Below are 14,779 nucleotides of genomic sequence, written 5' to 3'. Positions count from 1 at the left end.
TCTTGACGACATGAAAGCATTTTTGATTCTTTGCGGACTTTTTTGGTGGAAAGGAACGATCGGTTGCGCCCAAAGCGTTGCAATCCAAGCTCCTGTGGATTCTGTGGTCAAACCAACGCGGTATCCGGTTCGGTGGACGCTCAACCTTGATTTTCGGAATTCGTTTGTCAACCGGCAGCCGGTCAATGTCTGGGGAGTCAACACCGGAATCGTGTTTGGTGAGAAACGCCATCAGGTGACGGTTGGCTACTATTGGTTGTCTTACAATTCCTATCTGCGGCTGATCAACTGGCACCGCAATGCCGCCAAACGACTGAATATCGAGTATTACACCAAAACCGATATGGCCTACGGCAGTTTGATGTTCTGGGGTAATCCCATCAACAACCGCCGGTGGCTGTTCAGTATTCCCGTCGAAATTGGCGCAGGAAAAGCGTCGGTCGTTCGCCAGGACACCCAGACGGATACCTTACGGGGTAACTCCCGCCGGGACTTTTTTATGCCGGTTCAAATCGGGGTTTACGGGCAGTGGAAGGCTTCGCGCTGGATCGGCCTGAGCGCCCAGCTTGGTTATCGCTACTCGGTTTTTCAGACTAATGTCAGTCAGCATTACAACGGCACCTACTACAGCGTCGGCACCACCCTGTATCCGGAATTTTTCAAAGACATCTGGGGCTTCATCCGCTACCGGAAATGGGAGAACAAACCGTTTTTCAGCGCCCCAGCCACACTTTAAAATCCGTGATCCGGTCGCCACTGACAAACACCTCCTGCCGCGCTTTCGGCTCCAGTTCCAGCTTCAGTTTGCCCCCGGAAAAAGCGTGAATGGTGCGAATGGCGGGTAAACTGACCAGAAAGGAACGGTTTACACGAAAAAACTGCCGGGAGTCCAGCAGGCTTACCAGTTTGTCGAGGCTGTATTCAAGCGCGAAATTCTGGCCGTCGCGGGTGGTCAGAAAGGTGGCTTTGGCTTCAAAAAAGAAGTAGGCAATGGTGGCGGTTTCGATGCTCCGGATTTTCGTACCCACCGTGATCATAAACCGCTCTTTATAGGCCGTCGGACGGGCCTGTCCCAGCAGGTTCAGCACCGCCGAAAAGTCGGGCAAGGGCGGAGCCGGTTCCGAAAACGCCCACCGGAACGCTTTGTATTTTTCAATGGCGGCCACCAGTTCATCGTAATCGATGGGTTTGAGCAGGTAATCGATGCTGTTGGCCTTGAAAGCCTGGAGTGTATATTCATCGTAGGCCGTCGTAAAGACAATCGGCGTGGTCAGCTTCACCTGCTCGATAATCCGAAATCCCAGATCATCTTCCAGGTGAATGTCCATGAAAACCAGGTCCAGATCCGGCATCGGATGGGTCTCAAACCAGCGAACGGTTTCGGCAACTGACGGGATTTGGGCCAGCACCTGAATCGTCGGGTCATAGGTATGCAGCAGATTCTCCAGCCGCTGAGCGGTCAGCTTTTCGTCTTCAATAATCAGCACGTTCATGGTAACAGGGGAATTTTAACGACAAACTGATCGTCCTGCTCACCCACCCAAACCGGCCGGTCGGTCAGCAAGGCATACCGGTTCATGATATTCTGAAGGCCCACGCCCGTCGAGGTATCGTTCTGCGGACGAAGTTGCAAGGGATTGGCGACGATCAAGTATTCGCCTTCCGTATAAATCGACACCAGCAGCGGTTTTTGCGCCGACATCTGGTTGTGTTTCACCGCGTTCTCGATCAGCAATTGCAGGGTCAGGGGCGCGATGGCATACCGGTTTGCTTCGGTTTCCGAAACGCTTATCACCACCTGAAGCTTTTCATCAAAGCGAATTTTGAGCAAAAACGTGTAGGCGTCGATGAAATCCAGCTCCGTTTGTAAACGGGTCCGCTCGTTGTCGCGCTGCTCCAGAATATACCGGTAGGCTTTGGAAAGGCGATTGATAAACTGCACCGAAAGCTTCGCATCGACCTCGACCAGCGACGACAAAATGCTGAGGCTGTTGAAGAGAAAATGGGGATTTACCTGATTTTTGAGGGCCATAAACTGGGCCTGCGCCGATTCTTTCTCCAGCCGTTCGGTCTGAATTTCCAGTTCGAGCATCCGGGCGCCGGATCGACGGTTGGCCGCCAGGTAGAACGCCGACAGCATTGCCATGACCGTAATGCCATTGTTCATCTTTTGCCGCTGGTTCCGGTTTCCGCCCCCACCACTGCGGAGCCATTGCTCGACGGGCGGGCGGTGACCAGCGGGCGGAAACTGCAGGTTGAGCGAATCGGCCATCCCCGCCCGAATCTGGTTAAAACCGCCGTTAAAAACTACCGCCAACGCACTGGCAACGAGCAGAATGCCGATCTGAACGGGAAGTTTCATTTCCACCAGCGCCCGGGAGCCAAACCACTGCAACACCCGTTGTTGGAGCCAGTCGGTGACCAGAACCCAGCAGAAGAAAAAGAAGATCGTCAGCGGTATTTCGAGTGCCCAGAAAGGCAGGGAACTTACCAGAAACGACCCATTGATCTGATCGATGTTCATGTAGAGCCGAATCGGCCAGTAGATAACGAAAATGCTCAGGGCGAGTTGCGCCTTCTGCCAGATCGTAAGGTGGTCAGAACCCGGTGCCTTCATGCGAAACAAGATCAGGAACCAAAGGTGATGTATTTTTCGATGGTTTTTTCCTGAATGGCAAAAGCTTTTTCAACGGTCGTTTTACCCGTCACGATGCTCAAACTATAGGCTCCGCTCGCCAGACCCGAGATGTCGAAGTTTTGACGAAGTCCTTTCTGCAAATCTACGGTTTTGCGATACAGCACATGGCCGTTCTGATCGCGCATCAGGATGGTGGCCGCTTCGGTTTTGGGTTCAATGAACAGCTTGATTTTCTGATCGGTGGCCGTCAGGAAAATGCTTTCGGACGATTGGGCCAGGGGCGAAACATACGACGTTTGGGCGAACGATGCGGTTCCGGCTACCAGACCCAGCATCAACAGGATTGTTTTTTTCATGATTGTGTTCCGATTCCTCGGCGATTTAAACGGGATTGATTTTGTTTGCTTGAAACAAAGTTGCACCCGGCAGCCTGCCCTGGAAAATAAAAGAGGATGAGTGACGAAAACCGGCGGATGAATCGGCCTATTCGGGGGAAGAATCCAGCGTCAATTCTGGGAAAAGTGAAAATTCGTAACTTCTTAAAGAACAGCCTGACTGCGGCCTTTCAAATCACAATGCAGGAAATTACACTTCGCTTAATCGATTAAAAAAGACAAATCCCCGGTGAATACCGGGGATTGTGCAAAATAAAACCAATTATTACAAACTATCTAAAGCGCGTAACGCTTTAAAGCGTCCAAGTTAGACCCGTTTTAAATAGCTATCACCTTTTAATCGCTGAATGCCCCAATTTCATAGATGAATGCCCCGTTAGAGCGGTTGAATCTGTGCGGTAATTGATGTTTTTTTTCGTACCGCTTGATATTGTAAAATCATTTTTGCTGCTTTGTAGTGTATTAGATTCTTAGTACACTATAACGATGATCGAACTCAAAAACCTGACGTTTGGCTATAAGCCGAAAAAACCGCTGTTTCGGGACTTGAATCTGTCGCTGCAGCCGGGCAGCATTTACGGCTTGCTGGGTAAAAACGGCGCGGGTAAATCGAGTCTGCTGCGGCTGATGGGTGGCCTGCTCTACCCCACGGCGGGCAGCGTCGACGTGGCCGGGTTTACGCCCCGCAAACGGGAACCGGCGTTTTTCCAGGAACTGTATTTTATCCCGGAAGAAATCTACCTGCCGTCGGTTTCGCTTAGTCGCTACATCGACACAATGGGGCCGTTTTATCCGAAATTCGATGAAGGCCAGTTTCGGAAATACCTCTCGGAGTTCGACGTTCCGCCGGATCAGAAGCTCACGGCGATGTCGTATGGTCAGAAGAAGAAAGTCATCATCAGTTTTGGGCTGGCCACCAACACCCGGGTGCTGATCATGGACGAACCGACGAACGGCCTCGATATTCCGTCGAAAAGCCAGTTTCGGAAAATTGTCTCTTCGGCGCTTGCTCCCGACCGGCTCATGCTCATTTCAACCCACCAGGTCCGGGATCTGGATCACCTCATCGACGGCATCATCATCATCGACGAAAACGAAATCCTGCTGAATCATTCCCTGGCCGACATCGGCGACCGGCTGTTGTTCAGCTCGCTGAGCAGCGTTACCGAAACCGATCGGGTGCTATACGCCGAACCGTCGTTACGCGGGTATTCGGTGGTGCTGGAAAACACGGAGCAGGAAGACAGCAAAGTCGATCTGGAGCGGCTTTTCAACGCCGTTGTCACCAACCGGGCGGGCATCAAAAATCTTTTCCAATAACCGCTATGCGCTTCGTCTCCATCCTCCAAATCCTGCTGGCTGCGCTCCTTTCGGGCCTCCCCGCCCCCCTGCTGTCTTTCGTCTCCTGTCTCACCTCTCTTTTCTGACCCATGAACCAAACGTTCACTTTTCACCGCTTCGGCCTGGTGCTGAAACTGCACCTAACCGAACACATTAAATCGTATTTGCTGGGTGCCGGCCTTCTGTTCGGACTCCTGATTGCCATGTTGTTGCCGAATGCCGTCCGAATTACGGTCTTCAGTACCAATGTGTATCAAAACCATGGCATTCTGTTTGGCCTGTTTTTTTGTGGTGCCTCAGCCTGGTTTGCCAGTGAATCCTTCCGGGTGGTGAGCACACCCCTCCGGGGAATTCCGTATCTGTCCCTACCAGCCTCTCAACTGGAAAAATACCTGGTCGCGTTTCTGATGCTGATTTTATTTATACCAGTTTTTCTGGGTGTATTTTACGCCGTCGAAGGCATTTGTTTCTCGATCATTAACCCCCGCCTTCCAGCGTCATCGCCAAAGTATGAGTTGCTCAATCCCATTGGACCATACATGGATCCGTTTCTGAAATATCTAACCTACATAACGCCTTTCTTCTTTTTTGTGGGTTCCATTTTTTTCGTCAGGCTACCCTTCGTAAAAACCGGTGCTCTCGCGATTACGTTACTTATCGTTACGGTGGCCTTTGTCAATGATTTTATCATTCAGCTGCTCTTTCCCGAACGGGATCATTACGGTTTCACGCTGTTTCAGGAAGTGAGTTTTACCCAGGATGGGCGGTGGTATTCGGTCGAATTAGCCGGTGCATCCAAATGGATTATCAATGCCATTTTACTGTTGATGATTCCTACACTCTGGTATATTGCCTACGTACGTTTCAAAGAGAAAGAACTTTAAGTATGGATTTTCTGGATAAAAAAGCCATTTACCTGCAAATTGTCGATTACGTCTGCGAAAAAATCCTGCTGGGTCAGTGGCCGCCGGGCGACCGGATTCCCTCGGTTCGGGACCTGGGTGTCGAACTGGAAGTCAACCCCAATACGGTAATGCGGACGTACGATTTTCTACAGCAGAAAGACATTATTTACAACAAACGGGGCATCGGTTTTTTTGCCGCCGACGAAGCGGCAGAACGCATCAAGTCGTACCGAAAAGAACAATTTCTGGAAACCGAACTACCGTACTTTTTCCGCAACGTATACCTGCTGAACATCAGCCTCGAAGAGATTGAGGAGCGGTATAAAGCATTCATCGAAACCGAATTCGACGCAACTAAAATTGACTAATCGGTGAAGGAAAGTTGATCACCGCCTGCGGTATCTGTCTTTACTCCAAAAACCACAAACCGCATATGAAAACAAGTAATAAACTTCTGATCGCGCTGTTCACCGTTGGTTTTCTGACGCTGATCGGCACCAATCTGGCACTAAGGGCCGAATACGACAAGATCGACTTCAAAAACCCTTTCCATGGTCTTTCGACCCTGACGATTAAACCGTTCCGGGTTCTAAAACTGGAAGGCAACAAAACGGGCATTGGACTCCTGAGTGTGCAAACCGGGACTCAGTTCGGCATTCATTTACCGGACAAAAACAAAGCAGATTTTACGTTCCAGTCGAAGGGTGATACCCTCATTATCCGCTACCAGGCACCTGCCAATTCCTGGCAATCCCGTGTGTATTATAAGTTCGATTCAAGTCCTGTAGCGATTATTATGACCCCAGCCTTGCAGGCTTTGTACACCACGCGAATAAGCTGTATCTTGAAGGATATCAAAACTGAAAAGCTGTCTATTGTTCAGGAAAACGCAGGCATCATGCTTACGAACTCAGCCATCGAAAATTTGACGGTAACCAACGAGCAGGGAAGCGAACTGCACACCAAACCGACCAACCGCGTCGGCACTGCCCTCATCATCTCCCGCGACAGTTCGGTTTTCAAAGCCGAGCGCGATATTTTTGGGACGCTCGCGCTGCAAAACGACAGTCTGGCAACCGTGAACGTGCCGGGCGGTTTGCTGAAGAAACTTCAATAAAGTTAATTATACGATTATAGCATTGACAATTAGCCGAATACGTAATCTCATTATAACTTTCTTGAAGAAAATAGGAATCTGTCGTTTTAACAACACGTCCATACCGGTAGGTTATGCCTACCGGTAGAAAATAAGTAATTCTTGTTTACTCTTTCCGCCAATGCCGTTAGGCATGATCATTTTGTAGAAAATGGGAATGAGTTGCCAGGTGCCAGTTCCGGAGGAACGACCTATGTAGACATCGCATCCAATAAGCCCAATGGGTCGTTCCTCCGGAACTCGTCCACTTTTTGTTCAGGCATCTGCTACAAGAAGGTCATGCCAACGGCATTCGGGGCCGACCGTCCCTACGCGGCCAATGCTCTCATCGCGTTAAATAAGGTACGGTTTTAACCGGCGGTTACGCCCCTATGGCTCCAGAGCCGTTTGTTTTTCGGTTACCGACTTCACTTTTTCGGGAGAGAAATAAACCGGAAAATACTCGTTTTTAGCCCAGATTGAAAACAAATCCCGGTAATGTGGGCTGGCCGGGTCGCCCGACTGACCAGGGCTGTTGATACCCAGCGTTTTGTCCCAATCCTGCGTATCGACCAGAATCCGGAACGAGGCACCGTGTTGCTGATTCAGGGTATTCCCGGTGCTGTTGACCGTTTCGCCATAACCGCCCCTCGGAACCGGACCAATGGCGTAGTCAGAGGCCTGTTCTCTGGTCATCAGGTTGCTCAACGGATGCGTGAGGTAAATGTGCTTGTTGCCGGTTTGCCCATACCACCAGTGCGTCCGGTCATAGCCCAGTCGTTCGGTGAGATCGGCCAGGGCATTTTCCAGACAACCCAGTAACAACTCCGTCCGGTCGGTATTTTTCAGTGGTCCCTCAGAATCCGCCTGCACCCATTGAACAAACCGCTCCGTTGGAATCGAGGGCAGATATTTCCAGGCTTTTTCCGGAACCACCATTTCGTAGACGGCCGCCCGTAACTGCGTTTCCCAGGCCACATACACAGCCGCCGGAATGGAACCGGGTTCGAGGGCAAAGTCCCAGGTCAGCAACTGCTGACGCGCCCATTCGACGGGTTCGTCATCGGTTTTCAGGTTTTCCAGCATCGGCACCAGTTTCCGGGCGGTCATGGACAGATAGTCAGACTGCAAGGCTTTGAAATCGGCCAGCGAATGTTTCGGTTTGCTTTTCAGAACTTCGGCAATTCGGATTGCCCGCGTCGGCGACGACCATTCCCAGCCGATGGCGTTACGGTAGGGAAAGTTGGCGGGTGTCAGATTGTTGTTGGCGGTTGTCAGAAAACCTTCCGCCGGATCGGTTTTGTGGGGAAGTTGCTGAATGGGCAGAAATCCGCCCCACTCGAACCGCCCGTCGCCCGGAACCGGCACGAGGCCCGTCCAGTTTTTCCCCGCACTGGAGGACCGGATCGGTGAAATGCCGGTGGCCTGCCAGCCAATGGCTCCTTTTTGTGTCGTGGATGGCAGGCCACCGGATGGCCGCCCAGCCCAAACCATGTTTTCGCCCGGAACCCGGCTGTAGGTGCAGGCCTGCCGAAATTCGGTCCAGTTTTTCGACTGGTTCATCCGCAAACTGGCCAGATAGGGCGCACAGCCGGTTTCGAGCCAGGCCGCCCGAACGGCATACAGTTTGTGATTTTTCGCATCCTCAAACACCACCGGCCCATGCCGCGTATACTTCAACGGCACGACGACCGGTTTTTGGTCTTTGACGGCAATCGTGTCGGAAATAATCCGCACGGTTTCCCAGGCTCCTTTGTATTTGTATTGATTCGGATTGGCGGGATTGGCTTCGTAGACGTACAGGTCTTCGTTATCGGTTTCAAATATGGTCAACCCCCAGGCACCGAATTCGTTATGACCGACCGAAACACCCGGTAATGCGGGCTCCCCGGCCCCGACCACATTCCAACCCGGCGCGTGCAGGTGAACCCAGTACCGCAGCGACGGAACCACCTGCGCCCGGTGCGGGTCGTTCGCCAGCATCGGAAAACCGCTCGCCGACCGCTGACCGCTGATCACCCAGTTGTTGGAACCGTCGCGCGGCTTTTCATCCAGCGGCCGGTTTATTCCGGGTCTTAGCAACGCTTCTTCCTCCGTCGCGCCCAAACCGCTGTCCTTGTCCGTAAACCGGATCGGCAACCGAAACGCTTCGTACAGTTCCAGAATGGGTTGAAACAGCTCCGCGCCGTTGACGTGCAGGGTCAAATCGGGTTCTCCGGCTTTGGTTGTGGGGTGAAACCAGGATAATTCCCGGACTTTGTCCGGCCCCAGCAAATGCACCAGTCGCCCGAAATCCAGTTCCGACCGCACGTTTTCGAGCAAACCCTGGTGGCGGCTGATGACCACTTCGGGCGTCCAGAAACCGGGTTGCGTTTTCAGCAGTTTGAACTCGACCGGCAGTTTCTCCGGTGTCTGATTAATCTGTCGGATGTAGGCATTGATTCCCTCGACGAAAGCCCCCACGATCTGCGGGCCATTGGGGTGATAGTGTTTCAGTTCCTGTTCCAGATTACCCCGAAACCGGAACAACCGCGTCCCCTGATCCCGTTTTATTTCCTTCGCTCCGAGCAGTTCGGCGACGGTTCCGGTGGCCTGTCGACGCCAGATTTCAAGCTGAAAAAGCCGGTCACTGGCGGCATTGTAGCCCTGGGCAAAAAACAGATCGTGCTCATTCCGGGCGTAAATGTGGGCGACGCCCCAGCGGTCGCGGAGGATTTCGACGGGTTGCCTTAGTCCCGGAATCTTGAGTTTTTCCGTCGATTGGGTACAGGCAACCGGGCTGCTGAAGAGGAGCCAGAATGCCGGGAGCAAAACTGTTAATCGCATGCCTTTACGATGATGAGACCCGATTCGATCCTTTATTCTTCGCATGCGGTATTTTTAGATAAAATTCCTGAATCAGTTCTTCTTCAAAAACGCCAGCACCTCGCGCGCAAACCCTTCCGAACCGGACGTATTGCCGTGACTGCCCGGTACGGTTTTCAACGTAGCATTCGGCAGCAGTTTCGCCAGATCGCCCGCCCGGCCGTTGTCTTCATCCTGATCTCCGGAAATGATTAGAACCGGAATTTTCACCTTACTCAATTCTGCAGGACTGGTCGAGGGTTGCGTTTGCTGCTGAAAACCGAGCGCCAGCGTGTCCAGCCCTCTGGTTTTGGCGGAATTCAATGCGCCCTGAAACTCGGGATGTAAATGGGCTTTTCCGCTGAACAGTTCGGCAAAGGCCATACGACGCGCCCAGTTCGGATTGGTGAAATCCGCGCCCATGCCGCCCAAAACCGCCGAACGAAGGTTTTTGTCCAATACCAAAAGCCGCGCCGTAATGATGGAACCACGCGAATAACCGACAGCGTCGTAGTTTTTCAGTTTCAGGAAATTCATGAGCCCCATGATGTCGCGGGCTTCGGCGTCGTTTCGGTAGGCTTCGACGGTGTGCGGTTTGTCGGACAGGTTGTTGCCCCGTAAATCCAGTTGCACCACTTGATACCCGGCATCGAGCAGCGATTGTCGCAGCACGGCTTTCTGCCAGGACGTTCCGTTACCCATAAAACCGTGTACGAGCACCACCGGTTTTCCCTCACCGGCTACTTCATAATGGATTTTAGTGCCGTCAAATGAGGTAAACAGCGGTTCGCGGGAGGATTGTGCCAGCGACATCAGCGGCAAAGCCAGCAGAAGCATTGCGAGACGGTTTTTCACGGAGTACGGGGTTCAGGCTGGTAAGATACGAATAAAACCTTTCCCGAGTCGGTTGGTTATGTACGAAAACCCGGCGGAAAAGTCACCCGTCGTGGCACATAAACCAGAAACTGTATGGAAACTTACAATCCGGCCGAAGACGAAAATCAGGGCGTGGCCTCAACCATGGCGCGCAACAACCCGAATGCAGGTGAAGAACTGGAACCGGACATCAGCCCGTCCGGAAACCTCCCCAGTCCCGACCCGGATCTGGAACAGACAACCTTATACGAAGAAGAAGACGGCGTTTCGAGTGAGGATTAAAAGTTAAGAGTTAAAAGTTAAGAGTTAAAAGTTAAAAATGGGCTGACGCATTCAAACTCCAGCCAACCTACTTTTAATTTTTAACTCTTAATTTTTAACTCTTAATTTTTAACTCTTAACTCTTAACTCTTAACTCTTAACACCCTATTCCCACTCGATGGTGGCCGGGGGTTTGGAGGAAATGTCGTAGACGACGCGGTTGACGCCTTTGACGCGGTTGATGATTTCGTTGGAAATATCGGCCAGGAACTCGTAGGGCAGGTGTGCCCAGTCGGCCGTCATGCCGTCGACACTCGTCACGGCGCGGAGGGCAACGACGCGTTCGTAGGTGCGTTCGTCCCCCATTACGCCGACGGACTGGATTGGCAGCAGAATGGCACCGGCCTGCCAAACCTGGTCATAGAGACCGTATTTCTTCAAGCCGTTGATGTAGAGCGCATCCACTTCCTGCAAAATATGCACTTTTTCCGGAGTGATATCGCCCAGAATCCGAATGGCCAAACCGGGGCCGGGGAAAGGGTGGCGTTTCAGAATGGCGTCGGGCAGCCCCAGCGCCTTCCCAACCGTCCGAACTTCGTCTTTAAACAGCGTGTTCAGCGGTTCTACAATTTTCAGCTTCATGAAAGCGGGTAAACCGCCGACGTTGTGGTGCGATTTGATGGTAGCCGACGGCCCTTTCACCGAAACCGATTCGATGACATCGGGATAAATCGTACCCTGACCCAGCCAGTCCACGTCTTCGATCAGATGCGATTCCTGGTCGAAGACTTCGATGAACGTGCGGCCAATGGCCTTGCGTTTGGCTTCGGGATCGGTCAGGCCGGCGAGGGCGGTATAAAACTGGTCTTTGGAATCGACGCCTTTGATGTTCAGACCCAAATGGCGGTAGGAGTCCAGAACCTGCTCAAATTCATCTTTCCGCAACAAACCGTTGTCGACAAAAATACAATAGAGGTTTTGGCCAATGGCGCGGTGCACGAGCGTGGCCGCCACCGACGAATCGACGCCCCCTGAGAGGGCCATTACCACCTTGTCGTTACCAATTTTTGCTTTGAGTTCAGCAATGGTCGATTCCACAAACGACTCGGCGGTCCAGTCCTGCGAGCAGCCGCAGATATCGACGACGAAATTTTTCAGGACGGTTTTTCCCTGCGTCGAGTGCGTCACTTCCGGGTGAAACTGAATGCCGTAGGTCGGTTCATTCTGAATCTGGAAGGCTGCCACGCGAACGGTTTCGGTTGAGGCAATGATCTCGAAGCTATCCGGTACGGAGGTGATGGTATCGGCGTGCGACATCCATACCTGGGTGTTCACTTCCAGCCCTTTCAACAGCGGATTTTCGGTATTCAGCGTGCTCAGTTTGGCCCGGCCATATTCCCGGATGGTCGACGGTTTGACCTCTCCCCCGCTCGTATGGGCCATCAGTTGGGCACCGTAACACACGCCTAGAATAGGCAATTTGTGCCGAAAAGCGGCCAGATGAACCATGGGCGCATCGGCGTCCCGAACAGAACACGGGCTACCGGACAGGATAACACCCTTAACATCAGGGCTGATCGTGGGAATGTGATTGTAGGGATGGATTTCGCAGTAAACGTTGAGTTCGCGCACCCGGCGGGCGATGAGTTGGGTGTATTGCGAACCGAAATCGAGAATCAGTATTTGTTCGGTTGTCATGATACGTTTCTAAAAACCAAAATTAGGGTGTTTTTAGGAAACTGACAACTTTAACGTTTGAATCCCGCATTTTGTAAATCAGCAAAGGGCCGCAACCGCCCGAAAACCGTTGCGGCCCCTTCCCGCTTTACCGGTTTAGCAAGATCTTTTTCACGACTTTCCGGCTCCCTACCTGCGCAGAAACCACCACCGCCCGAACCACCGATTCCGGCACGTCGACAACTTCTTCGTGGTAATTTCCAGTCCCGGTTAACGCCTGTTGCCAGACGAGACGGCCCGACAGATCGGTCATCCGCAAGGTCGCCACCTGTTTTTCTGGAACGAACAGCCGGATGTGCAGCCGACCCGCCGATGGATTCGGATACACCAAAACCGCCAGCGATTCGTCAACGGTTTCGGCACTCAAACGCGCGGAGTTCGTGCAGGTCAGGTTTTTGGGGCCACCCGGCAGGAAATAATTCGTTCCCACTACCCGAACTTTGATCGACTGGTTTTGCCCATTCAAAAGGCTGTTGGGTGGTAAAAAATTAAAACCGTGTTCGCCGTTGCCCTTCTTTGCATTCTTCAGATCCTGCCGGAAATGAGTGGCCGTAATCGTACCGACGACAACATTATTGGCCAGAAACTCCACCGTAATCGGCGCATTGGGGTAATCCTTGTGAAAGACCCACCCCCAGATGTTGTCGCAACGAACCCCATCCAGATTCCCGCCGTAGTTGGTCCCCGGCGGATTGGTGGTCGCAACCGTCTGCGTTGGCGGTGGCGTCACCACCGGCGGATTGGGCGGGGGCGGATTGTCAACCGGCGGATTGGGCGGGGGAGTTCCCGTACTGGCGCAGGTGAGGTTTTTGGGGCCACCCGGCAGGAAATAGCTGGTGCCTACCACCCGAGCCTTGATGGCCTGATTCTGTCCGGTTCTGAGGCTGGCAGGAGGTAGAAAATTGAACCCGTGCTCGCCGTTGCCCTTGTTCGCATTCTTGAGATCCTGCCGGAAATGAGTGGCCGTAATCGTACCGACAATGACATTGTTAGCCAGAAACTCTACCGTAATCGGCGCGTTGGGGTAGTCTTTGTTGTAGACCCACCCCCAGATGTTGTCACAACTAACGCCGTCCAAGCTCCCGCCGTAGTTGGTTCCCGGCGGATTGGTAGCGACTGCCGTCTGGGTTGGGGGTGGCGTTACGACCGGCGGGTCGGTCGGGGGCGGATTGTCAACCGGCGGGGTGGTTCCCGCAGAAGCCTCGATCGTTACTTTGTGGAAGGTGAAGGCGCGCATTCCACGGCTGTTTTTCAGGAAAGGTCCCCCAAACGGCGTTTTAGAATGATGGGGAAGGTAGGTTATGCCCGTTGCCGAAATCGGTTTGGTGAGCTTCAACGTGATCCGGTTTCCTTCCGCCGTTCCACTTTCAATCACACGTTCCTGTTGAACGTTGGCGTAATCGAAATAGATAAAATCCCGGATGTCCTGCGTAACGCCGTTTACGACCGTGTCCTGCTTCCATACCATGTTTTGCCCGGCTTCAAACTCCAGGACCACCTCTTTCTTCTCGGCGGTTTTGTAATACGCTTTCCGAATGGAGGGCGACGTAATGCCGTTGAGATCCGACGAATTATACACATCGCGGGCAATCAGGCGAAACACCTCACTGGCAAACTGGTACTGGCCTGCCTGACCGTAGTGAACCCCGTCGTAGGCCGGTAGTCCCACCGTGGCAATGGCTTCCGTGCGTGGAAAAAGCTGGGGGGTCCTTCGCTGGAAATCCCGCAATTGGGAAGCGCCTTTGTTGGAATCGGGCAGCAGATTATTCTGAACCACGTAGAATTTCCCGACGTTCGGATAATCCGTTTGCCAGTAGCCAAACAAAGTTTGAATGTCCTGCTCGTAGCCAATGGCCGAACCGCCCCCCGCTTCGTTTTCGCCCTGCCGCCAAATAAACGCTTTCACCTTGTTGGCAACGCCCGCTTTTTGAGCCCAGTAGAGAAGCCGGCCATACAACGTCTGCGGATCGGCCGGGTTGGCCGCGTTGCGGCCGATGTGGCTTTTGATCGAGGTGCCGCCCACCGACCCGTTGATCAGACAGGTTGGCATGCCGTGTTTTTCCAGAATAAGACGCTGGATTTCGGTCGCAATCAGCCCCACCTGGCCTTCCTGAATGTTGGATAACCGCCAGACGGTGTCGGGTACCGCCCCCGCACTATTTCCAAACGCCCGGACGAAATTGTTGCGGTAACTGTAGCTGTTAGGGTAAAAACCGGTGAGATTCGACTGGCCCATGCACAGAATCACATCGCCACAAACGATGTTGTCGCGGGTGTCGACCAACACGGAATCAGATCCCGCAACCGCATAGACCATGAATTTATACTGATTCAGGCCCGCTTCAATCGTCGGCGTAAGCTGGAACCGGGATTCACCGCCGTTTTTGGAAACCGCCGTCCGCAGGTATTTCCATTTGGCGTTGTTTTTATAAACCCAGACCGATGCGTGGGAGTAGCTGACCGATTGCAGTCGTCCGGCAATCGGAACCTCCGCTTTGTTCTGATGATCACGGGGATACAATTGCAAGGCTGCGGGCCACTTCTGCCAGACGATACCGATTTGGGCAATTGAAAAATAAGGAGAAAAAATGAGTAATAACCAAGAGTAGACAATAGAGTATTTTTTCATGGACACACGTTTACAAGT

At 52.7% G+C, this 14,779-nt stretch carries 13 protein-coding genes; 6 read left to right on the top strand and 7 right to left on the bottom strand.

Annotated elements, in window-relative coordinates:
- Positions 1–94: 94 nt before the first annotated feature.
- Positions 95–736 carry a hypothetical protein gene (locus ACS5NO_RS10480; RefSeq protein WP_439415105.1) on the top strand — a complete coding sequence of 214 codons (642 nt, stop codon included), beginning with the start codon at positions 95–97 and terminating at the stop codon, positions 734–736.
- Here the strand turns inward: ACS5NO_RS10480 and ACS5NO_RS10475 are convergent.
- From ACS5NO_RS10475 to ACS5NO_RS10465, 3 genes are read right to left on the bottom strand one after another with little or no spacing between them, the layout of a single operon-like run.
- Positions 714–1,493 (bottom strand): LytR/AlgR family response regulator transcription factor, encoded by a 780-nt coding sequence (locus tag ACS5NO_RS10475; RefSeq protein WP_439415104.1) that lies wholly within the window; start codon positions 1,491–1,493, stop codon positions 714–716. The two genes, ACS5NO_RS10480 and ACS5NO_RS10475, sit on opposite strands and share 23 nt — an antisense overlap.
- Positions 1,490–2,617: a sensor histidine kinase gene (locus ACS5NO_RS10470; RefSeq protein ID WP_439415103.1), complete on the bottom strand. Its 1,128-nt coding sequence runs from the start codon at positions 2,615–2,617 to the stop codon at positions 1,490–1,492. The genes ACS5NO_RS10475 and ACS5NO_RS10470 overlap by 4 nt, the downstream gene beginning before the upstream one ends.
- Positions 2,618–2,628: 11 nt before the next feature.
- Positions 2,629–2,994, bottom strand: coding sequence for a T9SS type A sorting domain-containing protein (locus ACS5NO_RS10465; RefSeq protein ID WP_439415102.1), 366 nt, complete (start codon positions 2,992–2,994; stop codon positions 2,629–2,631).
- A 525-nt stretch (positions 2,995–3,519) separates the two neighbouring features.
- Between ACS5NO_RS10465 and ACS5NO_RS10460 the strand changes: the two genes are divergently transcribed.
- The 4 genes from ACS5NO_RS10460 (at position 3,520) to ACS5NO_RS10445 (ending at position 6,396) form a co-directional block, all read left to right on the top strand.
- On the top strand, positions 3,520–4,353 hold the full coding sequence (locus tag ACS5NO_RS10460; RefSeq protein ID WP_439415101.1) for an ABC transporter ATP-binding protein: 834 nt from the start codon (positions 3,520–3,522) through the stop codon (positions 4,351–4,353).
- Positions 4,354–4,463: 110 nt separating this feature from the next.
- Positions 4,464–5,258, top strand: coding sequence for a hypothetical protein (locus ACS5NO_RS10455; protein ID WP_439415100.1), 795 nt, complete (start codon positions 4,464–4,466; stop codon positions 5,256–5,258).
- 2 nt (positions 5,259–5,260) lie between these two features.
- Positions 5,261–5,647 carry a GntR family transcriptional regulator gene (locus ACS5NO_RS10450; protein WP_439415099.1) on the top strand — a complete coding sequence of 129 codons (387 nt, stop codon included), beginning with the start codon at positions 5,261–5,263 and terminating at the stop codon, positions 5,645–5,647.
- A gap of 65 nt (positions 5,648–5,712) precedes the next feature.
- Positions 5,713–6,396, top strand: coding sequence for a hypothetical protein (locus tag ACS5NO_RS10445; protein ID WP_439415098.1), 684 nt, complete (start codon positions 5,713–5,715; stop codon positions 6,394–6,396).
- Between the two features lie 408 nt (positions 6,397–6,804).
- Here ACS5NO_RS10445 and ACS5NO_RS10440 read toward each other — a convergent pair whose 3' ends face one another.
- A complete protein-coding gene (locus ACS5NO_RS10440) occupies positions 6,805–9,240 on the bottom strand; it encodes a penicillin acylase family protein (protein ID WP_439415097.1) in 2,436 nt (811 codons plus the stop codon).
- Between the two features lie 72 nt (positions 9,241–9,312).
- A complete protein-coding gene (locus tag ACS5NO_RS10435; protein ID WP_439415096.1) occupies positions 9,313–10,113 on the bottom strand; it encodes an alpha/beta fold hydrolase in 801 nt (266 codons plus the stop codon).
- Between the two features lie 114 nt (positions 10,114–10,227).
- Between ACS5NO_RS10435 and ACS5NO_RS10430 the strand changes: the two genes are divergently transcribed.
- On the top strand, positions 10,228–10,416 hold the full coding sequence (locus ACS5NO_RS10430; RefSeq protein ID WP_439415095.1) for a hypothetical protein: 189 nt from the start codon (positions 10,228–10,230) through the stop codon (positions 10,414–10,416).
- 144 nt (positions 10,417–10,560) lie between these two features.
- Here the strand turns inward: ACS5NO_RS10430 and guaA are convergent, their stop codons facing one another.
- A complete protein-coding gene (gene guaA / locus ACS5NO_RS10425) occupies positions 10,561–12,093 on the bottom strand; it encodes a glutamine-hydrolyzing GMP synthase (protein WP_439415094.1) in 1,533 nt (510 codons plus the stop codon).
- A gap of 127 nt (positions 12,094–12,220) precedes the next feature.
- On the bottom strand, positions 12,221–14,761 hold the full coding sequence (locus tag ACS5NO_RS10420; RefSeq protein WP_439415093.1) for a sialate O-acetylesterase: 2,541 nt from the start codon (positions 14,759–14,761) through the stop codon (positions 12,221–12,223).
- Positions 14,762–14,779 lie beyond the last annotated feature (18 nt).

Origin of the sequence: Larkinella fluvii (genome assembly GCF_051857545.1) — a bacterium.
In the GTDB taxonomy this organism is placed as follows: Bacteria; Bacteroidota; Bacteroidia; order Cytophagales; family Spirosomataceae; genus Larkinella.
This window is presented reverse-complemented; position numbering and strand designations above follow the sequence as displayed.